This window comes from Pseudothauera rhizosphaerae, assembly GCF_004801305.1.
In the GTDB taxonomy this organism is placed as follows: Bacteria; Pseudomonadota; Gammaproteobacteria; order Burkholderiales; family Rhodocyclaceae; genus Pseudothauera; species Pseudothauera rhizosphaerae.
This window is the reverse complement of the sequence record NZ_SSOD01000008.1, coordinates 38,824-63,366: the sequence shown is the minus strand read 5'-3', so window position 1 is coordinate 63,366 and position 24,543 is coordinate 38,824. Positions and strand designations below refer to the sequence as shown.

The window sequence follows — 24,543 nt, the reverse complement described above, 5'->3', positions numbered from 1 at the left end:
CATGGAACCGCTCTTCGAAGCCCTGGAGCCCGAACGGGCCGCCGAAGTCGAACAGCTCGCGCGCATCATGTACGAGGCGCGCGAACACCGCCGGCTGATCCTGGAGCAGTACCGCACCGACGATCCCGCCGAACTGCTAGCCCGCATCGCCGCGCTGGCCGCCGCCAGCGACAGCGAACATCCGGCCTGGGAACACTACCTCGCCGTGCGCATCCTGGACGACACGCGCAGCACCGCGCGCAGCCTGATGGCCGCACGGCTGAAGGACGGCGACGCCCGCATCGAGGCGCCCTCAGCGCCCCACCTGGCGCTGCGCGAGGCGCTCGCGGCCGAGGTCGGCGGCCGCCTCGCCACCCCGCCCGAATTGCGCCAGGACGCCCTGCTGCTGCGCCTCACCAACGGCGTGGAACTCACCGTGTCCTGCGCCTCGCCGCTGGACTACTCCCTGCGCTGGAGAACGCCGGACGGCCTGGAACTGGGCATCGACACCGCGCCCGGCCACCGCGGCATCGCCAGCGGGCCACAGCACCTGCACCGGCCCGACGGCCGGGTAGTGGACGATCCCCTCACCCGCCCCGGCCTGCCGCCGTGGGAGAACCTGCAGGCGGTGATCGCGGCCCTGCTGGGCGACCCGCTGCTCACCGACCAGTCATGAACGCCCTGGTGAGGTCGCCGCGAGTACTCGGTTCCGTGGCCGTAGCATGCTTCGGCCTCGGGCTCGGCCTGGCCATGCTGCCGCGCAGCGCACCGCATGCGGTCGACTTCGTGCCGCCGGCGGAAGACGTGTGCATCGTGCCGCCGGCGCGGGTCGCCCCGGCCATGCCGTGGAACCCGGACTCCGGCCTGCCCATCCACGCGGCGCGCCCGGTGCCGGCCGAGGTGCGCTGCCCGGTATGCGGCATGTACCCGGCGCGCCACCCGCAGTGGGCCGCCCAGATCATCTTCGCCGACGGCGCGGCGCACTTCTTCGACTCGCCGGTCGGCCTGTTCATCTTCCTGGAAGACACCGAGCGCTACGACCCGGAACGCAAGGCCGACACCGTAGCCGCGCTCTACGTCACCGACTTCGCCGCCGGCGGCTGGATCCCCGCCCGGGAGGCCCGTTTCGTCATCGACTCGGCCGCCCGCGGGCCGATGCGGGTCGCCAATCTGCCGGCCTTCGCCGGTGTGGAGGCGGCCGCCGCCTTCGCCCGGGCGAACGGCGGCGAGGTCATCGGCTTCGCCGACATCACGCCGGAGCGCATCGCTGCGCTGCGTGCCGTCAACCACGCCGACTGAGACACAAAAGAGCAGGGGAGCCGATCCGGCTCCCCTGCTTCGCCTGTTCCGCCGGTTTCCCGGCCAGAGCGGTCCTTCCTTACTGCGCCGAGGCGGCCATGTAGTCCACCGCCGCCTTCACCTCGTCGTCGGACAGCGAGGCGCCGCCGCCACGCGGCGGCATCATGCCCTTCTCGCCGGTGAAGCCTTCGATCGCATGCTTGTACAGGGTATCATTGCCCTGCGCCAGACGCGGGCCCCAATCGGCCTTGTCGCGGAGCTTGGGCGCGCCGGCCACGCCGGCGGCATGACAGAGCGCGCAGGTCTTCTTGTAGACGCTCTCGCCGACCGCGTTCTGCGGTTGCGCCGGAGCAGGCGCGGGTGCGGGCGCAGCCGCCACCGGTGCCGGCGCGCTGGCGGGCGCCGCCGGCGGGGGTGCGTCCTGGCCGCAGGCCGCCAGCAGGACGGCAAGCGAAGCGGCAATGCCAAGGGTTCTGATTTTCATGGGAGTCTCCAGATCTGTCGGGGATGGCCGTACCACTACGGCCGACGTCGGCAATGCTAGCGAGGCGTGCCGGCAGTTTGATTGACCCCCGTCAATTCCGCAAACACCGCCGCACCGCCCTGCGCATGTGACGGCCGCCGCCGGGCTCGGCTACACTTCCTGCGCTGCGACAACAACGAGGATTCCCATGCGACGCATCCTGCAAACCATGGCACTGGCCGCCTGTCTCACCCCGCTCGGCGCCGCGGCCAACCCGCCGCCCGAAGTCGCGGCCATCTTCAAAGCCCACAATTGCACCGTCTGCCATCTGCTGGCCGGACGCACCGTGGTCGGCCCGGCCTACACCGAGATCGCCACGCGCTATGCCGACGACAAGACCGGCGCACTGCCGGTGCTGTCCGAGCGCGTGCGCAAGGGTTCCGACGCCAAACTGTGGGGGCAGGCACCGATGCCGCCCTCGCCCAACATCAGCGAGGCCGACGCCGACGCCGCGGTAAAGTGGATCCTCGGCCTCTGAGCCTGGTGCAGGTGCACGAAAAACGGCCAGTTCGACGAACTGGCCGTTGGGGATGCTTGGGGCGACATACCGGTTTCGAACCGGTGACCTTTGGAGCCACAATCCAACGCTCTACCAACTGAGCTAATGCCGCCACCATCAGGACCTCGGCATACGCCGCGGCCCGGAAACTTTCACTCTGGCCTGCCCGGCAGGGATCGAACCTGCAACCCCCGGCTTAGAAGGCCGGTGCTCTATCCAATTGAGCTACGGGCAGATTCCATGCGGGCATCCGGGGGTGAGCTGGTCGGGGTGGAGGGATTCGAACCCCCGACATCTTGCTCCCAAAGCAAGCGCGCTACCGGACTGCGCTACACCCCGAGAGCGGCGAATCATACACACTCGCCCGACCTCCGTCAAACACCTCCCGCACCCTTTCCAGCCCCGTCGGACGGGCGCGTCTGCCCGCCCCGGAGTGCATTTCCGGCACCATCGAACGGCTTGCCCGGACAGGGTGTTTCTGCTATTAAGTCGCTTCCCTCCAATCACGGAAGTCGTAGTCATGGCAGAAGAAACCCTGCACAAACAGTTCCCGCCTTACGTTCCCGCCAAAGGTGAGGACTACATGAGCGAGAATCAGTTGGCGCACTTCCGCGGCATCCTCGAAACGCTCAAGCGCGAACTGATGGAGGACATCGAGCGCACGGTGCACACTCTGCAGGACGAAGCCACCGTGTTCGCCGACCCCAACGACCGCGCCAGCCAAGAATCGGACATTGCGCTGGAACTGCGCAACCGCGACCGCGAACGCAAGCTGATCAAGAAGATCGACGAGGCGATCGGCCGCATCAACGACGGCGAATACGGCTACTGCGACAGTTGCGGCGTGGAGATCGGCCTGAAGCGCCTGGAAGCCCGCCCCACCGCCACGCTGTGCATCGACTGCAAGACACTGGAAGAAATGCGCGAGCGCCAGGTCGCCAAGTAAGAATCTTCTCCTCTCAAGGCGCCGGCCTGCAGCGCGGGCCGGCAAGAAAAAAGGGACGCCGCGGCGTCCCTTTTTGCTGCTGCACGAGAGCGGATCAGCCCGCGTTCTGCGGCTCCAGCAGCGCCTTCATGGAAAGGCGGATCTTGCCGCGCTCGTCGGTTTCCAGCACCTTGACGCGCACCACCTGGCCTTCCTTGACGTAGTCGGAGACGTTGTTCACGCGCTCGTTGGCGATCTGCGACACGTGCAGCAGGCCGTCACGGCCCGGCAGGATGTTCACGATGGCACCGAAGTCGAGCAGACGCACGACGGTGCCTTCGTAGACCTTGCCCACCTCGACTTCGGCCGTGATGTCCTCGATGCGCGCTTTCGCCTGCTGCGCGCCCTCGGAGGAGACCGACGAAATGGTGATGCTGCCGTCGTCCTCGATCTCGATGACGGTGCCGGTTTCTTCCTGCAGCCCACGGATCACCGCACCGCCCTTGCCGATCACGTCGCGGATCTTCTCCGGGTTGATCTTCATGGTGATCATGCGCGGGGCGAACTCGGAGACCTCGCCGCGGTGCGAACCGAGCGCCGTCTTCATCTTTTCCAGGATGTGGCGGCGGCCCTCGCCGGCCTGGGCCAGGGCAACCTGCATGATTTCCTTGGTGATGCCCTGGATCTTGATGTCCATCTGCAGCGCGGTGACGCCGTTGTCGGTACCGGCCACCTTGAAGTCCATGTCGCCCAGGTGGTCCTCGTCGCCGAGGATGTCGGTCAGCACCGCGAAGCGGTTGCCTTCCTTGATCAGGCCCATGGCGATGCCGGCCACGTGCGCCTTCATCGGCACGCCGGCGTCCATCAGCGCGAGCGAGCCGCCGCACACGGAGGCCATGGAACTGGAGCCGTTGGATTCGGTGATCTCGGACACCAGGCGGATGGTGTAGCTGAACTCCTCGTCGGCGGGCAGTGCGGCGATCAGCGCGCGCTTGGCCAGGCGGCCGTGGCCGACTTCGCGGCGCTTGGTGACGCCGAAGCGGCCGGTCTCGCCGGTGCAGAACGGCGGGAAGTTGTAGTGCAGCAGGAAGTTTTCGCGGTACTCGCCAGCGATGGCGTCGATGATCTGCTCGTCGCGCCCGGTGCCCAGGGTGGCGACCACCAGGGCCTGGGTTTCGCCACGGGTGAACAGCGCCGAACCGTGGGTGCGCGGCAGCACGCCGACACGGATGTCGATGGGGCGCACGGTGCGCGTGTCGCGCCCGTCGATGCGCGGCTCGCCGTTGAGGATGCGGCTGCGCACGATGTTCGATTCGAGGCCGAAGAAGATGTCCTTGATCTCGTTGACCGAGGGCGCGTTCTCCACGCCTTCGGTCAGCGCGGTGATGACGTTCTTCTCGATCTCGCCCAGCCGTGCGCTGCGCGCCTGCTTGCTGGTGATGTTGAAGGCCTGCTCCAGGTCGGCGCGCGCCAGTTCGGTGATGCGGGCGATCAGCGCCTCATTGGCGGGCGGCGGCTGCCAGTCCCACTCGGGCTTGCCGGCCACTTCCACCAGTTCGTTGATGGCGCGGATGGCGTGCTGCATCTGCTCGTGGCCGTAGACCACGGCGCCCAGCATGACCGCCTCGGACAGCTCCTCGGCTTCCGATTCGACCATCAGCACCGCGGTTTCGGTGCCGGCCACGACCAGGTTCAACTGACTGGTCTTGAGCTGTTCGGCGGTCGGGTTGAGCAGGTACTGGCCGTCGGCATAGCCCACGCGCGCGGCGCCGATGGGGCCGTTGAAGGGCACACCGGAGATCGCCAGCGCGGCCGAGGCGCCGATCATCGCCGGGATGTCCGGGTCGACCTCGGGGTTCAGCGACAGCACCGTGACGATGATCTGCACTTCGTTGTAGAAGCCGTCCGGGAAGAGCGGGCGGATGGGGCGGTCGATCAGGCGCGAGGTGAGGATTTCCTTCTCGCTCGGACGGCCTTCGCGCTTGAAGAAGCCGCCGGGAATGCGGCCCGCGGCGTAGAACTTTTCGACGTAATCGACGGTGAGCGGGAAGAAGTCCTGGCCCGGCTTGGCGTCCTTGGCGGCGACCACGGTGGCGAGCACCACGGTGTCGTCCATGTTGACGATGACGGCACCGCCGGCCTGGCGAGCGACTTCGCCGGTTTCGAGGGTGACGGTATGGGCGCCGTAGGCGAAGGTTTTCTTGATGGCGTTAGGCAAGGGGAATTCCTTTCTTGTTGGTGCAGCGGACTACAACTGCTTGGATGGGTGTCCGAGGCGCGAGTGTTTGGGCCAATGCGACAAAGCCGGGCCGGCCCGCATGGGCACGTCCCGGCTTTGCTGGCTAAGCGGCCGAATTCGGCGCTGTCGGACTCGTCACGACCGGCGGCTTACTTGCGCAGGCCCAGACGCTCGATCAGGTTGCGATAGCTGTCGGCGTTGGTGCGCTTCAGGTAGTCCAGCAGCTTGCGACGGCGGCTGACCATCTTGAGCAGGCCACGGCGGGAGTGATGATCCTTGGCGTTGGCCTTGAAGTGGCCGGTGAGGCCGTTGATGCGCGTGGTGAGCAGAGCCACCTGGACTTCCGGGGAGCCGGTATCGCCCTGAGCGCGCTGGTAATCGGCAACGACTTGCGCCTTGGTAGTGGTATCGAGAGCCATGTGCGTGTTTACTCGTTCATTTCTGTCAATCAGAAGCGGCGGATTATAGCCCACGCCGCGCCAGGAACTCAATCGAAATCATGCGGTGGTACCGGCCTCGCCGGTGGCGACGAGGCGTTTGGGCAACAGGCTGCCCTGGCCGTCGGTTTCGCCCAGTCCCAGGAAGCGTCCTGCCCCGTAGAGGCGCAGCAGTCCGGCCGAAGTCCCCGGCAGCGGAAGGCGGCGCCCCTGCAGCAGCGCCGCGGCGGCGGCCGGATCGAGTTCGAGCGCCGGCAGGTGGGCGACGAGCGCATCGACCGGCGCCAGCAGCGCGTCGCGCGCCTCGCCTTCCGGCGCCGCTGCGAGCGCGTCCAGCGTGACCGCCCGATCGACGCCGAAAGGACCGATGCGGGTGCGGCGCAGCGCGGCCAGATGCGCGCCGCAGCCCAGCGCCCGGCCGAGGTCCATGGCCAGGGTGCGGATGTAGGTGCCCTTGCTGCAGGCCACCCGAATGCGGAAGCTGTCGCCGGCGAAGGCGAGCAGTTCGAGTTCGTGGATGGTCACCGTGCGCGCCTTGCGCTCCACCTCGATGCCGGCGCGGGCGTATTCGTAGAGCGGCTTGCCGTCGCGCTTGAGGGCGGAGTGCATGGGCGGAATCTGCTCGATCTCACCGCGGAAGCGCGCCAGGGCGGCCTGCACCGCGGCCTCGTCTACCACCACCGGAGCCGTGGCGACAACCTGCCCTTCGGCGTCGCCGGTGTCGGTCTCCACCCCCAGGCGCACCTCGGCCTCGTAGGTTTTGTCGGCGTCGAGCAGCATCTGCGAGAACTTGGTGGCCTCGCCGAAGGTGAGCGGCAGCAGGCCCGTGGCCATCGGGTCCAGCGTGCCGGTGTGGCCGGCCTTGGCGGCTTCGAGCAGGCGGCGGGCCTTCTGCAGCGTGGTGTTGGAGCTCAGGCCCTGCGGCTTGTCGAGCAGCAGGACGCCGTCGACCGGGCGGCGCTTGTGGCGGAATTGCATGGTGGGAGCAGCGGAGAAAGCGGAAGGGCTCCGCCGGCAGGGCCGGCGGAGTCAGTCTTCCTTCTTGTCGTGGCGCGCTTCGTCCTCGCGCACCGCGTCGTCGATGAGGCGGGACAGGCGGCTGCCCTGCTCCAGCGACTTGTCGTAATGGAAGTGCAGTTCCGGCGTGGTATGGATGCGTACCCGCCGGCCCAGCTCGCGGCGCAGGAAGCCGCTCGCCCGGCGCAGGCCGGCGAGGATCTCGTCCAGCCCTTCCTCGCCGCTCATGGAGGTGAAATACACCTTGGCGTGGGCGTAGTCGGGCGTGATCTCCACGTCGGTCAGCGAGATGAAGCCGACGCGCGGGTCCTTCACCTCCAGCCGGATCAGCTCGGCCAGCTCGCGGCGGATCTGCTCCGCCACGCGCTGGCTGCGGGAAAACTCCTTTGGCATCGTCAGAGCGTCCGGGCGACTTCACGCACCTCGAATATCTCGAGCTGATCGCCTTCCTGGATGTCGTTGAAGTTCTTGAGCTGCAGACCGCATTCGTAGCCGGACTTGACTTCCTTGACGTCGTCCTTGAAGCGCTTGAGCGAGTCGAGTTCGCCGCTCCACACCACCACATGGTCGCGCAGCAGGCGCGCGGAGGAGCCGCGCCTGACCAGGCCTTCGAGCACGTAGCAGCCGGCCACCGCGCCGACCCGGGAGATGTTGAACACCTGGCGGATCTCCACCAGGCCGATGATCTCCTCGCGCTTCTCGGGCGCCAGCATGCCGGACAGGGCCGCCTTCACCTCATCCACGGCGTCGTAGATGATGTTGTAGTAGCGGATGTCCACGCCGAAGGTCTCGGCCAGCTTGCGCGCACCGGCATCGGCGCGGGTGTTGAAGCCGATGATGACCGCGCCGGAAGCCTGGGCCAGGTTCACGTCGGATTCCGAGATGGCGCCGACCGCGCCGTGGATGACGTTGACCCGCACCTCGTCGGTGGACAGCTTGTTGAGCGCATGCACCAGCGCTTCCTGGGAGCCCTGCACGTCGGCCTTGACGATGAGCGGCAAGGTCTTGACCTCGCCTTCGGCCATCTGTTCGAGCATGCTTTCCAGCTTGGCGGCCTGCTGCTTGGCGAGCTTGACGTCGCGGAACTTGCCCTGGCGGAAGAGCGCGATCTCGCGTGCCTTCTTCTCGTCCGCCAACACGATGGCCTCGTCGCCGGCGCCCGGCACGTCCGACAGGCCGAGGATTTCGACCGGGATGGACGGGCCCGCTTCGTCGACGGCCTTGCCGTTCTCGTCCAGCATCGCGCGGATGCGGCCGAAGGTGCCGCCCACCAGCAGCACGTCACCCTTCCTGAGCGTGCCGGACTGCACCAGCAGCGTGGCCACCGGGCCGCGGCCCTTGTCCAGGCGGGCTTCGATGATGATGCCCTTGGCCGGGGTGTCGTCCGGCGCCTTCAGCTCCAGCACTTCGGCCTGCAGCAGGATGGATTCGAGCAATTGATCGATGCCGGCGCCGGTCTTGGCGGACACGGGCACGAACATCACCTCGCCGCCGTACTCTTCCGGCACCACGCTCTCGGCCACCAGTTCCTGCTTGACGCGTTCCGGGTTGGCTTCGGGCTTGTCGATCTTGTTCACCGCCACCACCAGCGGCACGCCGGCGGCGTGGGCGTGGTGGATGGCTTCGCGGGTCTGGGGCATCACGCCGTCATCGGCCGCGACCACCAGCACCACGATGTCGGTGGCCTTGGCGCCGCGGGCACGCATGGCCGTGAAGGCCTCGTGGCCCGGGGTGTCCAGGAAGGTCAGCATGCCGCGGTCGGTCTCGACGTGGTACGCGCCGATGTGCTGGGTGATGCCGCCGTGTTCGCCGGCGGCCACCTTGGCGCGGCGGATGTAGTCGAGGAGCGAGGTCTTGCCGTGGTCCACGTGGCCCATGACGGTCACCACGGGGGCACGCGGCTTGAGCTCGGCGTCCTTCAGCTCGGCGCTTTCCTCCAGGAAGGCGTCCGGGTCGTCGAGCTTGGCGGCCATGGCCTTGTGGCCCATCTCCTCGACGATGATCATCGCGGTTTCCTGGTCCAGCACCTGGTTGATGGTCACCATGGAGCCCATCTTCATCAGGGCCTTGATGACCTCCGTGGCCTTGACCGCCATCTTGTGCGCCAGGTCGGCCACGGTGATGGTTTCGGGCACGTGCACTTCGCGCACCACCGGTTCGGTGGGCGCCTGGAAACCGGAGCGCTCTTCCGGCGCGTGGCGGGAGCCGTGCCGGCCGCCGCCCTTGGCGCCCTTCCAGCCGGCACCGCCGCCGACCTCGCCGCGGGTCTTGAGGCCGCGGCGCTTGGCGCTTTCGGCTTCGCGCGCGTCACGCGCGCCGCCACGCTTGGCATCCTTGGCACCCTTTTCCTCGACCTTGGCCGGACGGTGCAGGGTGCCGCTGGGCCCCTTGGCGGCCTTCGGCTCCTCGGCCGCCTTTTCGGCTTCGGCACGGGCACGGGCTTCCTCTTCCTGCTTGCGCGCCTCGGCCGCCGCACGCGCGGCGGCCTCCCGTTCCTGGCGGGCGCGGATGTCCGCGGCCTGGCGTTCCAGCAGCTCGCGCTGGCGGCGCGCTTCGGTTTCGCGCACGGCGCGTTCTTCGTCGCTCAGCAGCGTGGTGATGGATACCGGCGCAGCAGGCCGGGGGGGTTCTTCGGCCACGGCGGCGGGCGCGGATTCGGGCTCGGCCTGGGGTTCGGGTTGCGGCGCGGGTTCGGGTTCGGCCTGGGCCGCGACCACGGGGGCCGGCTCCGGCTCGGGTGCGGCGACCGGCGCCTCGGGCACCGGCGCAGCGGCCACTTCCTCGACGGCCGCAGCTTCTTCGGCCGGCGCTTCGGCCAGCAACTCGTCGCGCTTGACGAAGGTGCGCTTCTTGCGCACTTCCACCTGCACCGTGCGCGCGCGGCCGGTGGAGTCGGTGGCGCGAATCTCGGTGGTCTGCTTGCGGGTCAGAGTGATCTTGCCCTTGGGCTCGGTATCGCCGTGCGCCCGGCGCAGGTATTCGAGCAGCCGGGCCTTGTCCTGTTCGCTCAACAGGTCGTTGGCGCCGGATTTGTCGACGCCCGCCTTCTGCAACTGCTCGAGCAGTACCGCGGCCGGCATTTTCAGTTCGCCGGCGAACTGGGTCACGCTCATCTGTTCCATCGATGCCCTCCCATCATTCCTCGAACCAGTGGGCGCGCGCCGTGGAGATCAGCGCCTTGGCTCGCTCTTCGTCTATCCCGGAAAGTTCGACTAGCTCATCTACGGCGAGATCGGCCAGTTCGTCACGGGTGCGAATGCCCTTGCTCGCCAGTTCCGCGGCAAGCGGTTTGTCCATGCCTTCGAGACTGAGCAGATCGTCGGAGACCTTCTCCAACTGCTCTTCGGTGACGATGGCCTCGGTCAGCAGCACGTTGCGCGCGCGGTTGCGCAGCTCGTTCACCGTGTCTTCGTCGAAGGCTTCGATCTCGAGCATTTCCGCCAGCGGCACGTAGGCGATTTCCTCCAGCGAGGAGAAGCCCTCGTCGATGAGGATGTCGGCCACCTCGTCGTCCACGTCCAGCTTGCTCATGAACAGGCTGCGCAGGCCCGAACGCTCGCGCTCGGACTTCTCGGCCGACTGCTCTTCGCTCATCAGGTTGATGGTCCAGCCGGTCAGCTCGGAGGCGAGCTTGACGTTCTGGCCGCTGCGCCCGATGGCGATGGCGAGGTTGTTCTCGTCTACCACCACATCCATGGCGTGGGTTTCCTCATCGACGACGATGGACACCACCTCCGCCGGCTGCAGCGCGGCGATGACGAACTGGGCCGGGTCCTGCGCCCACACGATGATGTCGATCTGCTCGCCGCCGATCTCGTTGCGCACCGCGGTGACGCGGGAGCCGCGCAGGCCCACGCAGGTGCCGATCGGATCGATGCGCGGGTCGTTGGACTTGACCGCGATCTTGGCGCGCAGGCCGGGGTCGCGGGCGCAGGCCTTGATCTCCAGCAGGCCGTCCTCGATTTCCGGCACTTCCAGCTCGAACAGCTTCATCAGGAATTCGGGCGCGGTGCGCGACAGGATCAATTGCGGGCCGCGGGCGCCGCGGTCGATGCGCAGCAGGAAGGCCTTCACGCGGTCGCCCACGCGCAGGTTTTCCTTGGGGATCATCTGGTCGCGGGGCAGCACGGCTTCCATGCGGCCCACCTCGATGATGGCGTTGCCGCGCTCCATGCGCTTGATGGAGCCGGAGACCAGGAATTCCTTGCGCTCCAGGAAGTCGTTGAGCACCTGCTCGCGCTCGGCGTCGCGGATCTTCTGCAGAATCACCTGCTTGGCGGCCTGGGCGCCGATGCGGCCGAAGTCGATGGGCTCCAGCGGCTCCTCGATGTACTCGCCGAGCTGGATGTCCGCGTTGACCTCGCGGGCGTCGATGATGCCCATCTCGGCTTCGTCGTTGGTCACTTCCTCGTCGGGCATCACCACCCAGCGGCGCACGGATTCGTAATCGCCGGTATCGCGGTCGATGCGCACCACCACGTCGGCATCGTCGTGGATGCGCTTCTTGGTCGCGGAGGCGAGCGCCGACTCCAGCGCAGCGAACACGATGTCCTTGGCGACGTTCTTCTCGCGGGCCAGGGCATCCACAAGCAGCAGAATTTCGCGGCTCATTTCCTCAAAACCTCCACATCCGAATGCTCAAAACTTGGGAACAAGGCGTGCTTTCTCGATCTCGTCGAAGGGAAAGGCGAATTCGCCCTTCTCGGTGCGCAGCAGCACTGCGCCCTCCTTGACGCCGCCGAGCACGCCGACGAAATTTCTCTGGTTGCCGACCGGCAGCAGGAGACGGACCTGGGCCTCCTGGCCGGCAAAACGTTCGTAGTCGGCGAGTTTCTTGAGCGGGCGGTCCAGGCCGGGGGAGGACACCTCCAGGCGGTCGTAGTCGATGTTGTCGACCTCGAACGCGCGGGTGAGCTGGTTGCTGACCGTGGCGCAATCGTCCACGGTGACGCCACGCCCGATGTCGATGAAGACCCGCAGCAGCCGCCCCTTCGGCGACAGCTCGAAGTCCACCAGCTCGAAACCGAGACCATTGACGATCTGCTCGACCAGAGCTTCCAGATTCATTTGACCGCCCACAAATAAAAAATGGGCGAAACGCCCATCCCTGTTGAACTCAACCGGAAACAGCCGGACCCGCCTTGACGGGCGGGTCTAAAAAAGCCTTTGGATTATAACCGTTTGGTGCGGTGCAGGCAATTTCGGCGGTGGGCGCTAGCGAATGAACTCGCGGTTGACCGCCCCAAAGAGCTCGGTGCCGCCCCGTTGCAGCCATTCGAAGGCGACCATTTCCCGCGCAACGATCTCGATGCCGTGCTGGCGCATGCGCGCGAAGGCGAGATCGCGGTTGGCCGGATCCCGCGAACCGCAGGCGTCCGCCACCACGAACACCTCCTTGCCCGCCCAGCGCAGGTCCAGTGCGGTTTGCTGCACGCACACATGGGTCTCGGTGCCGCACACCACCACTTGGCGGCGGCGGTCCGCCTCGGTGCCGGCGAGGCAGCCGTCGGCCTGGGCGGAGAAATACTGCTTGGTCACGTAGCGGGCACCCTCGGTGGCCGCCTTGAGGGCGTCCAGGGTGGCGCCGAGCTTGTGGGGAAAGTGTTCGGTGACCACCACCGGCACGCCGATGCGCGCCGCCACGCCGGCCAGCCAGGCGCAGTTGTCCACCACCGCCGGGCCGTCGTGGATGGCCGGCGCCAGGCGGGACTGCACGTCGATGATCAGCAGCGTGGATTTGTCGGCGTTCATCAGCATGCGGGGACTCTCCTCAGCTCTGCAGTTCGGCGCGGCCGCGGAAGTGCTCCAGCGCCTCCGGGTTGGCCAGGGCCTCGATGTTCTTCACCGGCTGGCCATGGACGACGTTGCGCACCGCCAGTTCGACGATCTTGCCGCTCTTGGTGCGCGGAATGTCGAATACCTGCAGGGTTCTGGCCGGCACGTGGCGCGGCGTGGTGTTGTCGCGGATGGTCTTCTTGATGCGGGCGACCAGATCGTCGTCCAGGGCGAGCCCCTCGCGCAGCTTGACGAACAGCACCACGCGCACGTCCCCTTCCCAGTCCTGGCCGATCACCAGGGCTTCCACTACCTCCTCCAGCTTCTCCACCTGGCGGTAGATTTCGGCGGTGCCGATGCGCACCCCGCCCGGGTTCAGGGTGGCGTCCGAGCGCCCGTAGATGATCAGCCCGCCGTGGGCGGTGATCTCGCAGAAGTCGCCGTGGCACCAGACGTTGGGGAAGCGCTCGAAGTAGGCGGCGCGGTATTTCGCGCCGTCCGCGTCGTTCCAGAAACCGATGGGCATCACCGGGAAGGGCCGGGTGCACACCAGTTCGCCCTTCTCGCCGCGCACCGGCCGGCCGTCGTCGTCCCACACGTCCACCGCCATGCCCAGGCCCTTGCACTGGATCTCGCCGCGCCACACGGGCAGCGCCGGGTTGCCGAGCACGAAGCAGGAGATGATGTCGGTGCCGCCGGAGATGGACGACAGGCACACGTCGGCCTTGATCGCGCGATAGACGTAGTCGAAGCCTTCCGGCACCAGCGGGCTGCCGGTGCTCATGATGCTGCGCACCGTGGCGAGTTTGTGGCTCTTCGCGGGTTCCAGCCCGGTCTTGGCGATGGCGTCGATGAACTTGGCCGAAGTGCCGAAGTGGGTCATGCCCTCGGCGTCCGCATAGTCGAACAGGATGCTGCCCTGGCCGACGAAGGGCGAGCCGTCGTAGAGCAGCAGGGTCGCACCCGCGGCCAGCCCGGACGCCAGCCAGTTCCACATCATCCAGCCGCAGGTGGTGAAGTAGAACAGCCGGTCGCCCGGTTTCACGTCGGCGTGCAGCCTGTGTTCCTTCAGGTGCTGCAGCAGCGCGCCGCCGGCACCATGGACGATGCACTTGGGCACACCGGTGGTGCCCGAGGAATACATGATGTAGAGGGGATGATCGAAGGGTAGCGGCTCGAAGGGAATTTCCGTCACGGCGTGATGGGGCGTGACGAAATCCGCCAGCATGCGCCCGTGGGCGATGTGCGACAGGTCGTGCTCCGCATGCACGTAGGGCACGACGACGACGCGCTCGAGGGAAGGCAGGCGCGCGGCGATCTCCGCCAGCTTGTCCAGGCAATCGACCACCTTGCCGTTGTAGTAGTAACCGTCGCAGGCCACCAGCACCTTGGGCCCGGTCTGGCCGAAGCGGTCGAGCACGCCCTGCACGCCGAAGTCCGGCGAGGCCGAGGTGAAGATCGCGCCGATGCTGGCCGCGGCCAGCATGGCTACGATGGTCTCCGGCATGTTGGGCATGTAGGCCGCCACGCGGTCGCTCTTGCCCACGCCCTGCTCCCGCAGCGCGGCGGCAAAGTGCGCCACCGCGCGGTACAGCTCGCCGTGGGAGAGACGGTTCTTGACCCTGTCCTCGCCCCAGAACACCAGCGCGTCGCCCTCGTCCCGGCTGCGCAGCAGGTTCTGCGCGAAATTCAGGCGCGCCTCGGGGAACCACCGCGCGCCCGGCATGCGGTCGCCGTCCACCAGCACCGTCGCGCCGCGCTCGCCCACCACGTCGCCGTATTCCCACACGCTGGTCCAGAACTCCTCGGGCCGGTTCACCGACCAGGCATGCAGGGCCTCGTAGTCGGGCAGCGTCACGCCCCAGCGCGCTTCGGCGCGGCGGGCGAAGTCGGTGATGCCGGCGGCGGCGATGCGCTCCGCGGATGGCTGCCAGAGCGGTTGGTCGTTGTTGCTCATGCGGGTCTCCTCGCTTTTTATATGTAATCAGTCTGCAAACACGGCGCGCAGCTCGTCCGGCAGCGCCACGGACTTGCCGCTGCGGGTATCCATCCACACCACCTTGGCCGCCCCTTCCGCGTACAGGCGGTCGTCGCCTTCCACGTACAGCTCGTACCAGGTCATCACGCTGCTGCGCCCCGGCTCGCCGGCGTAGAGCCGTACCTCGACCGTGGCCGGGTAATTCACCGGCATCAGGAAGGTACAACTGGCGTTGATGATCACCGGCGCGCTTTCCTGGTCGGGGCGCACCGGGAAGGCCATCGCTTCCAGCCATTCGACGCGGGCCTGCTCGAAATAGCGGAAGTACACCGTGTTGTTGACGTGATTGTAGGCATCCATGTCACCCCAGCGCACCGGGATGCGGGTGGTGAGCAGATGCTTGCGCTCGGCATGCATGTCGTGTCTCCTCTATTGGTTCTTGGTATCGGGGTAATGTAACATACGCCACCGTATGTTCAACCCACCCGCTCCGGTGCGGATGGGGCGTATTACACTGCCGCGTGCGGCACGGCGGGCGAGACCAACAAACACGCGCAACACCGAGGAGAAGAGGATGGAACGCGAATCCATGGAGTTTGACGTCCTGATCGTGGGCGGCGGCCCGGCGGGCCTGGCGGCGGCGATCCGGCTCAAGCAGTTGGCGCAGGAAAAGGGCAGCGACGTCTCCGTGTGCCTGATCGAAAAGGGTGCCGAGATCGGCGCCCACATCCTCTCCGGCGCGGTCATCGACCCCCGCGCCCTCGACGAACTGATCCCCGACTGGCGCCAACAGGGGGCCCCGATCAAGACCGCAGTGACGGAAGACCGGGTGATCTTCCTGTCGGAAACCGGCGGGCGGCAGATTCCCAACGCCCTGCTGCCGGACAGCTTCCACAATGAGGGCAACTACATCGTGCGCCTGGGCCACGTGGCCAAGTGGCTGGGCGAACAGGCCGAGGCCCTGGGCGTGGAGGTCTATCCGGGCTTCGCCGGCGCCGAGGTGCTGTTCGACGAGAACAGCGCGGTCAAGGGCGTGGCCACCGGCGACATGGGTCTGCTGCGCGACGGCAGCCAGGGCCCCAACTACCAGCCCGGCATGGAGCTGCATGCCAAGTACACGCTGTTCGCCGAAGGCTGCCGCGGCCACCTGGGCAAGCAATTGGAAGCGAAATTCAATCTGCGCGACGGCGCCGACCCGCAGACCTACGGCATCGGCATCAAGGAACTGTGGGAAGTGCCGGCCGAGCGCCACGCGCCAGGCCTGGTGGTGCACACCGCCGGCTGGCCCATGGACAGCGCCACCTACGGCGGCGGCTTCGTCTACCACCTGGAAGACAATCTGGTGGCCGTCGGCTTCGTGGTCGGCCTCAACTACGCCAACCCGCATCTGTCACCCTTCGAGGAGATGCAGCGCTACAAGACGCATCCGGAAATCCGCAAGTTCCTGGAAGGCGGCAAGCGCCTGGCCTACGGCGCCCGGGCGATTGCCGCGGGCGGACTGCAGAGCCAGCCGAAACTGGCGTTCCCGGGTGGCGCGCTGATCGGCGACGATGCCGGCTTCCTCAACGCCGCGCGCATCAAGGGCACCCATGCGGCGATCAAGAGCGGCACGCTGGCGGCGGAAGCGGCCTTCGATGCGTTCGTTGCCGAACGCGGCCGCGACGAACTCACCGCCTTCCCCGAAGCCTTCCGCGCGAGCTGGCTGCACCAGGAGCTGCACAAGACGCGCAACTTCAAGCCCTACATGAAGAAGGGCCTGTGGCTGGGTTCGCTGCTGTTCGGCATCGACCAGAAGCTCTTCGGCGGCAAGGTGCCGTGGACGCTGCACAACACGGCCGACCACACCGCCCTCAGGTCCGCCGCCGAATGCCCGAAGATCGCGTACCCGAAGCCGGACGGCGTGCTGAGCTTCGACCGCTTGTCCTCGGTCTTCCTCTCCAACACCAACCACGAGGAAGACCAGCCCTGTCACCTGCAATTGAAGGACGCGGCGGTGCCGATCGCGGTGAACCTCGCCCGCTACGACGCCCCCGAGCAGCGTTACTGCCCGGCCGGGGTGTACGAGATCGTCGAGGAAGGCGACCAGCCGCGCCTGCAGATCAACGCCCAGAACTGCGTGCACTGCAAGACCTGCGACATCAAGGACCCCACCCAGAACATCAACTGGGTCGTGCCCCAGGGCGGCGAAGGACCGATCTATCAGGGCATGTAGGCACCCTGCCCCCCGCAGGGCACCCGGAAAAACGCCCCGGCGCCTTGCGGCGACCGGGGCGTTTCCTTCAGCACTGCCGCGGATCAGTGGCCGTGACCGTGGCCATGCTGGTTGCCGTTGGCCGGCGCGGCGAGGGGATGCACCGGGGCCTGCACCTCGATCTGCTCGCGCTTGCCGTCCTTGCCTTCGACCACCAGCGTGAGCGGCACCACCTCACCTTCCTTCACCTGGGCGTGCAGGTCGATCAGCATCACGTGATAGCCGCCCGGCTTGAGTTCGACCGTTTTGCCCGCGGGCAGGTCGAGGGCGGGCACGGCGCGCATCTTCATCACGTCGCCTTCCATCTTCATTTCATGGACCTCGACCACCTTGGCCACGGGCGACTGCGCCGCCACCAGGCGCGCATCCTCCTGGGAGGTGATCTTCAGGAAGGCGCCGGTCGAACGCTGCTGCGGAACGGTGGCGCGCACCCACGGCTCGGCCACGTGGACCTGGGCGAAAGCAGTCGAAGCGGTAAAGACGAACAGGGAAGCAAAGGCAAGACGTTTCATGGGAATCTCCTCAGCGGGAAAAGGACTGCAGCAGGGTTTTAAGGTCGGCGGCCAGGGCTTCTGCGCCCTGGGCATGGAGGACGGCCAGGCGCAGCCGGCCTGCGGGGTCGTACACGTAGCTGGTGGCAGTGTGGTCCATGGTGTAGGAATCGCCAGTGGGGACCTTGCGGTAGAAGATGCGGAACTCCTCGGCCACCCGGGCGGTGTTTTCCACCGTCGTGTACAGGCCGAGGACGTCCGCGCCGAAAGCCGCGGTGTATTCCCGCAGCACCGCGGGCGTGTCGCGCTCGGGGTCGAGGGTGACGAAGACCACCTGCAGGCGGCCGGCATCCGCGCCGAGCAGGCGCTTGACCTCGGCGGCGCGGATCAGCGCGGTCGGACACACGTCCGGACACTGGGTGAAGCCGAAGAACACCAGCACCGCCTTGCCGCGGAAATCCGCCAGGCTGCGGGTACGGCCGTCCGGGTCGAACAGGCGGAAATCTTGCCCGAAGGTGGCGCCGGTGATGTCGGTGGCGGTAAACATGGGCTCGTTGGTGCAGGCGCCCAGCAGCAGTGCGGCGCAGGCGGCGGCGAAAAGTTGCCGCCAGCATGAGGCACGGTTTGTTGCGAACATCGGCAACGCTCCTGATCGGTGACGAAATCCGGCCGGCGCCGCAGCGGCGCAGACCGTCGGACGGGGATCAGGCGGCGTGGGGCGGTGCGCGGGGCTGGATGCTCGCCCAGGCGAAGAGCGGCCGGGAAGCGTTGAGGAAGAGCGGCGGCAAGGGCTCGCCGCCTGCGGGCACCCGCAGCGCCGGCACATCGGCCGGCGGCAACGCGAAGCTGCCTGCATGGGGATGGCAATAGGGACAATGATCCACCTGCAGCCCGTTCAGGCCGCCGTCGGAAGAACCCGCGGGATCGCCGCCGTCGTCCGACACCGCCACCAGCTTCACGCCGGCCACGGTGCACACCTCCGTCCATTTCACCTGCGCGCCACTGACCCAGGACAGGGCATGGGTCAGCGTGGGCGCCAGCGCGGCCAGCATCACCGCGAAGGCGGCGATCCAGGCGATGGGACGCGGGCGGCGGATGGGGGACATGGCAGGCCGGGAGTTCAGGATGAACCCATTATAGCCGCCTCCCCGGCTGCTCCGGCCTGATCCCGTTCAGGACGGGAGGGCTCCCGGGGCAGCAGTTCGGCGAAGATTTCCGGCAGTTGGAGGGTCGCCAGCGTGCGCTGGGTGAAGAGGTAGCGCCCATCGACGACGAAGCCGAGTTCTTCCCACGGCACCGCGTCGTTGAGCAGGTCGACGGCGCGCGCGACGTCCATGCCCGCGACCTTGGGGAACAGCGCCAGGATGGAGCCGTCGTAGGCCTCGCACTTATTCGTGAAGAAGGGCCGCACGCGCCGCGTCTTGCCGTTGACGTAGATGCGCGGGCCGGGCGCGTCATGGTACGCCCGCCCCCATTTCCACCAGTTGCCCTCGTCGAAGTGGCGCACCCGCCGCGCCAGCAGCCGCGCCTTGTGCTGTTCCAGATGGGGATGCCGCAGATCGTAGATCATGCGCCGCTTCTCGCCGGTGGCGGCGGTCCTGGAGCAGACGAATTCGAGATTGCCGTCCGGGTGTTCGAAGATGTCGTCGGCACCGGAAACCGCGCCCACCTTGACCTCGAACAGCGCGGCCAGCGGCACTGTGAGGTGGGCGTGGGTGAAGGCGAGCTGGCCGCGGATATGCACCATCTCGCGCTCGTCCCAGGCGGCGTCGTTGATGCGGCGGTACAGGGTGCGGCGCGAGAAGTCGCCGCGCACGAAGCGGAAGATCGCGCAGTTGGGCACCGCGCCGGAGAAGATGCGGGTGTCGCCGGTCTCGATCCAGTGGGTGATGGTGCCCTGCTCGTAGAGCCAGTCGTTGAGCTTGGCCGCGGCGGTGAGCTTGATGAACTCGCGCGGGGTGATGAAGATCAGTTCGCCACCCTCGTCCAGGTGGCGCACGCTCTTCTCGATGAAGAACAGGAAGAGGTTGGAGCGCGCGTCGAAAAGCGTGGAATCGAGCCGCGCGCGGGTCTCGGGGGCGATGTCCTGATGGCGCACGTAGGGCGGATTGCCGATCACCGTGTCGAAGCGCTCGGCGAGCGGGTAGGCGAAGAAATCCATCACCCGCGCGTCGGATGGCGCGACGCGGGCGTCCATCTCGATGGCGACGCAGCCGGGCAGATGGCGCGAAAAGGCGCCGTCGCCGGCCGAGGGCTCCAGCACGCGGCCGCGGTTGGCGCGCAGGGCGAGCATGGTGGAGACGATGTCGGCGGGCGTGAACACCTGGCCCAGGGTGGCGACGTCGAGCAGCCTGCTCATGCGCGCGCTCCCCTCAGTCTGCGTCCAGCCCGCGCAGCCGGGGCGCGAGGGTCTCGCCGTAATAGCGCCAGGCTTCGGCGCGCAGGCGGAAGGTTTCGCCGAGCACGTCCAGCAGACGGGCCACGGCCTCACGTGGCGGCCGTTCCACGCGCTGCTGGTTGTCGCGCCAGGCGCACTGGAAAGGCGGGTTGTTGCCGTTGGGGACGACGCGGTCGATCTGTTTGAGGCTGGTCCAGAACACCTGCCCCACCTGATTCTTGGACACGACCAGGAAGTAGTAATCGGCCGCGGTGTCCGGGTCCAGGTGTTCCGCCACCGCTTCGCAGTAGCGCTCCCAGTTGTTGAGCCCGACCAGCTCCGGGCGCACGCCGGTCACGGCGTAGAACAGGCCCTCCTTGGAGGAGATGTTGTCCTGCCCGCGCATGGCCGTGACCTTGACGTTGACCGGCAGCCACACCGCGCCGTCCTCGCTCTTAACGAGAAAGTCGTACCAGCAGCGTGGTGGCGCGATCTCGATGGACAGGCCGCGCTGCTTGAAGGCCTGGTTGGCGTGCACGAAGAAGCGCAGGGCGGAGGAAATCCGGCGCTCGTCCTCGCTCGAATTGCTGCGCCCGTCGCCCTGGGCATTGGACAGGCGCAGATCGCCCGCGCGCAGCGCCGCCGCCAGGTAGCGCTCCAGTTCGCCGAGGATCGCCGCCGGTGACGAGAGCTCGCCGGCCTCGCGCACGATCCCCGTCACCCCAGCCAGACCCTTGCGTTGCGGAACATGCGCTGCCAGGGCGAGGCGTCCGGGCTGGTCTCCACCAGCCATTGCGGCGCCCAGGACATCTGTACTGCGCGGGCGGTGCGTTCCGGGTGCGGCATCATGATGGTGAAGCGGCCGTCGGCGGTGGTGAAGGCGGTCAGGCCGTCGGGCGAGCCGTTGGGGTTGAACGGGTAGGCGGCAGCGGGCTTGCCGTGGTTGTCCACGTAGCGCAAGGCGGCCAGCGCCTTGGCGCGATCGGATTCGTTGCCGAACACCGCCCTGCCCTCGCCGTGGCTGACCACGATGGGCATGCGGCTGCCGGCCATGCCAGTAAACAGGATGGAAGGCGATTCCAGCACCTCCGCCATCACGAAGCGGGCCTCGAACTGCTCGCTGCGGTTGCGGTGGAAGGTGGGCCATGCTTCCGCGCCGGGGATGATGGGCGCCAGGTGCGCCATCATCTGGCAGCCGTTGCACACGCCCAGGGCGAAGGTGTCCGTGCGGGCGAAGAAGGCGGCGAACTGTTCGCGCAGCGCTTCGTTGAACAGGATGGACTTGGCCCAGCCCTGCCCCGCGCCCAGCACGTCGCCGTAGGAAAAGCCGCCGCAGGCCGCCAGCCCGTGGAAGCCGGCCAGTTGCACGCGGCCGGACTGCAGGTCGGACATGTGCACGTCGAAGGGTGCAAAGCCGGCGCGCTCGAAGGCGGCGGCCATCTCGGCCTGGGAGTTCACCCCCTGCTCGCGCAGGATGGCGATCTTCGGCCTGACCCCGGTGGTGATGAAGGGCGCGGCCACGTCCTCGGTGACGTCGAAGCCGGTGTGCACCGACAGGCCCGGATTCCCGGCGTCGGCCAGGGCGTCGAATTCCTCCCGGGCGCAGGTGGCGTCGTCCCGCAGGCGGGCGATGCGGTAGCCGGTCTCCGCCCAGGTCTGCAGCAGTTCCGCGCGCGGTGCGCTGAACAGCAGCTTGCCGTTGCGCCACACGCGGATCTCGTCGCGCCCGTTGGGTTCGCCGACGAAGTGGTAGGTGAGGCCCGCTGCGCGCAGCGTCTCCGTGACGCGGGCACGTTCGTCGCGGCGGATCTGCACGACGGCCCCCGCCTCCTCGGCGAAGAGCGCGGCCAGCGCGCTGTCGGAGAAACGGCCCAGCAGGGTGTCCGGCTTCTTCTCCAGGCCGTCCACGTCGTTCATGTGGGGGTCGTAGCTCACCGTGTCGAGGATCAGCGACACCCCGCTGCGCGCGGCGAAGGCCATCTCCGCCGCGGTGGCGAAGAGCCCCCCGTCGGAGCGGTCGTGGTAGGCGAGCAGCAGGCCGTCGCGCCTGAGCTGCTGCACTGTGTGGAAGAAAGTGCGCAGTTCGCCCGGGTCCACGTCCGGGGCGTGCTCGCCCACCGAATTCCACGCCTGGGCCAGCACCGAGCCGCCGAGGCGGTTGCGGCCCTGCCCCAGGTCGATCAGCAGCAGTTCGGTTTCTGCGCCTTCCGGGAACTGGAGTTGCGGCGTGAGGGTGCGGCGGATGTCCCCCACCGGCGCGAAGGCGGTGGCGATCAGGGACAGCGGCGCCACCACCTGTTTGTCCTCCCCGGAGTCCTGCCAGGCCGTGCGCATGGAGAGCGAATCCTTGCCCACCGGGATGGAAAGCCCGGCCGCGACGCAGAAGTCGGACACTGCCTTGACCGTCTCGTAGAGACTGGCGTCCTCGCCGCGGTGGCCGGCGGCGGCCATCCAGTTGGCGGAGAGCTTGACCTCGCCCAGGTCGGCGATGTCCGCCGCGGCGATGTTGGTGACGGCCTCGGCGATGGCCATGCGGCCGGAGGCCGGCGCATCCACGCAGGCGAGCGGCGTGCGCTCGCCCAGGGCGAAGGCTTCGCCGGCGAAGCCGTGGAAGCTCATGGCAGTGACCGCCACGTCCGCCACCGGCACCTGCCAGGGGCCGACCATCTGGTCGCGCGCGGTGAGGCCGCCCACGGAGCGGTCGCCGATGGTGATGAGGAAATTCTTGCTCGCCACCGCCGGCATGCGCAGCACGCGACGGCAGGCTTCACCCACGTCGATGTCGGTGAGGTCGAAGGGCGGCAGATGCACGGCGCGGCGCGACACGTTGCGCGTCATCTTCGGCGGCTTGCCGAGCAGCACCTGCATGTCCATGTCCACCGGCTTGTTGCCGAAGTGGCGGTCGGTGACGGTCAGGTGGCCGTCGGCGGTGGCCGTGCCCAGCACCGCAAAGGGACAGCGCTCGCGTTCGCAGAAGGCGCGGAACTGCTCCAGGCGCTCCGGCGCCACGGCGAGCACGTAGCGCTCCTGGGACTCGTTGGACCAGATCTCGCGCGGGCTCATGCCCGGCTCCTCGATGTGCACCTCGCGCAGTTCGAAATGCGCGCCCAGGCCAGCGTGGTCGGCCAGTTCCGGCATGGCGTTGGAGAGCCCGCCCGCGCCCACGTCATGGATGGCGATGATGGGGTTGTCCTCGCCCTGCTGCCAGCAGGCGTCGATGACCTCCTGGCAGCGGCGCTGGATCTCCGGGTTGCCGCGCTGCACCGAGGCGAAGTCCAGGTCCGCGGTGTTGGTGCCGGTGGCCATGCTCGACGCCGCACCGCCCCCCAGGCCGATCAGCATGCCGGGGCCGCCCAACTGGATCAGCAGCGTGCCCGGCGGGAAGGTGGGTTTCTCGGCCTGTTGCGCCTGGATGTTGCCCACGCCGCCGGCGATCATGATGGGCTTGTGGTAGCCGCGCACCTCGCCCTGCACCGCCTGCTGGAAGCTGCGGAAGTAACCGGCCAGATTGGGGCGGCCGAACTCGTTGTTGAACGCGGCCGCGCCGATCGGCCCCTCGATCATGATGTCCAGCGCCGAGGCGATGCGCTCCGGCTTGCCGTAGGGCTGCTCCCAGGGTTGGGCGAAGTCCGGGATCTCCAGATTGGACACGGAGAAGCCGGCCAGGCCCGCCTTGGGCTTGGAACCGCGCCCGGTAGCGCCTTCGTCGCGGATTTCGCCGCCCGCGCCCGTGGCCGCGCCCGGGAAGGGGGAGATCGCGGTGGGGTGGTTGTGGGTCTCGACCTTGGCGAGGATGTGGGTGGCCTCGCTGCGGTAGCGCCACTGACCGTCCGCGTCCGGGTAGAAGCGGTCAACGGTGGCGCCCGCTATCACCGAGGCGTTGTCCGAGTAGGCCACCACGGTGCCCTGCGGGTGGGCCTTGTGGGTGTCCTTGATCATGCCGAACAGGCTTTTCTCCCTGGTCCGACCGTCGATCACCCAGTCGGCGTTGAAGATCTTGTGGCGGCAGTGCTCGGAGTTGGCCTGGGCGAACATCATCAGTTCCACGTCCGTGGGGTTGCGCCCGATGCGGCCGAAGTTGTCCACCAGGTAGTCGATCTCATCCTCGGACAGGGCCAGGCCCAGTTCGCCGTTGGCGGTTTCCAGCGCCGCGCGACCGCCGCCGATGACGTCCACGGTGGTCAGCGGCTGCGGCTCGTAGTGGTGGAACAGCGCCTCGGCGGCCTCCGCCGTGGGCAGCACCGCTTCGGTCATGCGGTCGTGCAGCAGGGGCAGCACGGCGGCGCGCTGGCGCTCGTCCAGTTCCTTGTGCGCCAGCGTGTAGGCGGTGCCGCGCTCGATGCGGACGATCTGATCGAAGCCGCACTGGCGGGCGATGTCGGTGGCCTTGGAGGACCAGGGGGAGATGGTGCCCAGGCGCGGCACCACCAGCAGCAACTGGCCTTGCGGCGCCTCGGCGGCGGCCGGGTGGGCACCCAGCAGGTCCACCAGGCGCTCGCGCCCGGCGGTATCCAGCGGCGCGGACAGTTCGACGAAATACCAGTGCTCGGCACTCACGCCCCTGCACTTGGGCAGGGCTTCGCCGAGGGGGCGCTGGAGACGTTCGAGACGGGAATCGGAAAGCGCCGCAGCGCCGCGCAGCTTGAGGATTTCGGTCATTTAGGCGACGGGGAAAGGGGCAAAACGCGCAGGCCGGCCGCGCACTGCAGCCACCGCCGGCGGAAAGGCGGGATTATACCCGACCCGCCCCCCT

General features: G+C 67.8%; 22 protein-coding genes and 3 tRNA genes. 5 read left to right on the top strand and 20 right to left on the bottom strand.

Going from position 1 to position 24,543, the window contains the following annotated elements:
* Window position 1: 1 nt before the first annotated feature.
* A complete protein-coding gene (locus E6O51_RS22250; RefSeq protein ID WP_230976769.1) occupies window positions 2–655 on the top strand; it encodes a hypothetical protein in 654 nt (217 codons plus the stop codon).
* Complete coding sequence (locus E6O51_RS11490) at window positions 652–1,278, top strand: nitrous oxide reductase accessory protein NosL (protein WP_230976768.1); 627 nt, start codon at window positions 652–654, stop codon at window positions 1,276–1,278. The genes E6O51_RS22250 and E6O51_RS11490 overlap by 4 nt, the downstream gene beginning before the upstream one ends.
* A gap of 79 nt (window positions 1,279–1,357) precedes the next feature.
* Here E6O51_RS11490 and E6O51_RS11485 read toward each other — a convergent pair whose 3' ends face one another.
* On the bottom strand, window positions 1,358–1,762 hold the full coding sequence (locus tag E6O51_RS11485; RefSeq protein WP_136385132.1) for a c-type cytochrome: 405 nt from the start codon (window positions 1,760–1,762) through the stop codon (window positions 1,358–1,360).
* Window positions 1,763–1,949: 187 nt separating this feature from the next.
* Here E6O51_RS11485 and E6O51_RS11480 point away from each other — a divergent pair, with 187 nt between their 5' ends.
* Window positions 1,950–2,279 carry a c-type cytochrome gene (locus E6O51_RS11480; protein ID WP_136385131.1) on the top strand — a complete coding sequence of 110 codons (330 nt, stop codon included), beginning with the start codon at window positions 1,950–1,952 and terminating at the stop codon, window positions 2,277–2,279.
* 57 nt (window positions 2,280–2,336) lie between these two features.
* Here the strand turns inward: E6O51_RS11480 and E6O51_RS11475 are convergent.
* The 3 genes from E6O51_RS11475 to E6O51_RS11465 all read right to left on the bottom strand — a co-directional run bounded on the left by E6O51_RS11475 (window position 2,337) and on the right by E6O51_RS11465 (window position 2,639).
* Window positions 2,337–2,412: transfer RNA gene (locus E6O51_RS11475), tRNA-His, on the bottom strand.
* A 46-nt stretch (window positions 2,413–2,458) separates the two neighbouring features.
* Window positions 2,459–2,535 (bottom strand) — tRNA-Arg (locus E6O51_RS11470).
* Window positions 2,536–2,562: 27 nt separating this feature from the next.
* Window positions 2,563–2,639 (bottom strand) — tRNA-Pro (locus tag E6O51_RS11465).
* Window positions 2,640–2,820: 181 nt separating this feature from the next.
* On the opposite strand from E6O51_RS11465, the gene dksA reads away from it, so the two are divergent.
* Entirely contained in the window at window positions 2,821–3,246 is a 426-nt protein-coding gene (dksA, locus tag E6O51_RS11460) for an RNA polymerase-binding protein DksA (protein ID WP_136385130.1), read from the top strand.
* A gap of 94 nt (window positions 3,247–3,340) precedes the next feature.
* On the opposite strand, the gene pnp is transcribed toward dksA, so the two are convergent.
* From pnp to E6O51_RS11410, 10 genes are all read right to left on the bottom strand, one after another.
* A complete protein-coding gene (pnp, locus tag E6O51_RS11455; RefSeq protein ID WP_136385129.1) occupies window positions 3,341–5,443 on the bottom strand; it encodes a polyribonucleotide nucleotidyltransferase in 2,103 nt (700 codons plus the stop codon).
* A 170-nt stretch (window positions 5,444–5,613) separates the two neighbouring features.
* The gene (rpsO, locus tag E6O51_RS11450; protein ID WP_136385128.1) at window positions 5,614–5,883 is read right to left on the bottom strand and encodes a 30S ribosomal protein S15; all 270 of its coding nucleotides are present in this window, start codon (window positions 5,881–5,883) and stop codon (window positions 5,614–5,616) included.
* 78 nt (window positions 5,884–5,961) lie between these two features.
* Window positions 5,962–6,879: a tRNA pseudouridine(55) synthase TruB gene (gene truB, locus E6O51_RS11445; RefSeq protein ID WP_136385127.1), complete on the bottom strand. Its 918-nt coding sequence runs from the start codon at window positions 6,877–6,879 to the stop codon at window positions 5,962–5,964.
* 51 nt (window positions 6,880–6,930) lie between these two features.
* A complete protein-coding gene (rbfA, locus tag E6O51_RS11440) occupies window positions 6,931–7,311 on the bottom strand; it encodes a 30S ribosome-binding factor RbfA (RefSeq protein ID WP_136385126.1) in 381 nt (126 codons plus the stop codon).
* A gap of 2 nt (window positions 7,312–7,313) precedes the next feature.
* On the bottom strand, window positions 7,314–10,040 hold the full coding sequence (infB, locus tag E6O51_RS11435) for a translation initiation factor IF-2 (protein WP_136385125.1): 2,727 nt from the start codon (window positions 10,038–10,040) through the stop codon (window positions 7,314–7,316).
* A gap of 13 nt (window positions 10,041–10,053) precedes the next feature.
* The gene (nusA, locus tag E6O51_RS11430) at window positions 10,054–11,529 is read right to left on the bottom strand and encodes a transcription termination factor NusA (protein WP_136385124.1); all 1,476 of its coding nucleotides are present in this window, start codon (window positions 11,527–11,529) and stop codon (window positions 10,054–10,056) included.
* 27 nt (window positions 11,530–11,556) lie between these two features.
* Window positions 11,557–11,985, bottom strand: a complete 429-nt coding sequence (gene rimP, locus E6O51_RS11425; protein ID WP_136385123.1) for a ribosome maturation factor RimP — start codon at window positions 11,983–11,985, stop codon at window positions 11,557–11,559.
* 147 nt (window positions 11,986–12,132) lie between these two features.
* A complete protein-coding gene (locus E6O51_RS11420) occupies window positions 12,133–12,675 on the bottom strand; it encodes a hydrolase (RefSeq protein WP_136385122.1) in 543 nt (180 codons plus the stop codon).
* A 13-nt stretch (window positions 12,676–12,688) separates the two neighbouring features.
* Window positions 12,689–14,650 carry an acetoacetate--CoA ligase gene (locus E6O51_RS11415; RefSeq protein ID WP_136385121.1) on the bottom strand — a complete coding sequence of 654 codons (1,962 nt, stop codon included), beginning with the start codon at window positions 14,648–14,650 and terminating at the stop codon, window positions 12,689–12,691.
* A 27-nt stretch (window positions 14,651–14,677) separates the two neighbouring features.
* Window positions 14,678–15,088, bottom strand: a complete 411-nt coding sequence (locus E6O51_RS11410; RefSeq protein WP_136385120.1) for an acyl-CoA thioesterase — start codon at window positions 15,086–15,088, stop codon at window positions 14,678–14,680.
* Window positions 15,089–15,245: 157 nt separating this feature from the next.
* Here E6O51_RS11410 and E6O51_RS11405 point away from each other — a divergent pair, with 157 nt between their 5' ends.
* A complete protein-coding gene (locus E6O51_RS11405) occupies window positions 15,246–16,883 on the top strand; it encodes an electron transfer flavoprotein-ubiquinone oxidoreductase (RefSeq protein ID WP_136385119.1) in 1,638 nt (545 codons plus the stop codon).
* An 83-nt stretch (window positions 16,884–16,966) separates the two neighbouring features.
* On the opposite strand, the gene E6O51_RS11400 is transcribed toward E6O51_RS11405, so the two are convergent.
* The 6 genes from E6O51_RS11400 to purL all read right to left on the bottom strand — a co-directional run bounded on the left by E6O51_RS11400 (window position 16,967) and on the right by purL (window position 24,449).
* On the bottom strand, window positions 16,967–17,434 hold the full coding sequence (locus E6O51_RS11400; RefSeq protein WP_136385118.1) for a copper chaperone PCu(A)C: 468 nt from the start codon (window positions 17,432–17,434) through the stop codon (window positions 16,967–16,969).
* Window positions 17,435–17,444: 10 nt separating this feature from the next.
* Window positions 17,445–18,050, bottom strand: a complete 606-nt coding sequence (locus E6O51_RS11395) for an SCO family protein (RefSeq protein ID WP_136385117.1) — start codon at window positions 18,048–18,050, stop codon at window positions 17,445–17,447.
* Between the two features lie 67 nt (window positions 18,051–18,117).
* Window positions 18,118–18,519: a DUF2946 domain-containing protein gene (locus tag E6O51_RS11390; RefSeq protein WP_136385116.1), complete on the bottom strand. Its 402-nt coding sequence runs from the start codon at window positions 18,517–18,519 to the stop codon at window positions 18,118–18,120.
* A gap of 14 nt (window positions 18,520–18,533) precedes the next feature.
* Window positions 18,534–19,772, bottom strand: coding sequence for an Eco57I restriction-modification methylase domain-containing protein (locus tag E6O51_RS11385; protein ID WP_136385115.1), 1,239 nt, complete (start codon window positions 19,770–19,772; stop codon window positions 18,534–18,536).
* Window positions 19,773–19,785: 13 nt separating this feature from the next.
* The gene (locus tag E6O51_RS11380; RefSeq protein WP_136385114.1) at window positions 19,786–20,511 is read right to left on the bottom strand and encodes a hypothetical protein; all 726 of its coding nucleotides are present in this window, start codon (window positions 20,509–20,511) and stop codon (window positions 19,786–19,788) included.
* Window positions 20,508–24,449, bottom strand: a complete 3,942-nt coding sequence (purL, locus tag E6O51_RS11375; protein WP_136385113.1) for a phosphoribosylformylglycinamidine synthase — start codon at window positions 24,447–24,449, stop codon at window positions 20,508–20,510. Before purL ends, E6O51_RS11380 begins: the two co-directional genes overlap by 4 nt.
* Window positions 24,450–24,543 lie beyond the last annotated feature (94 nt).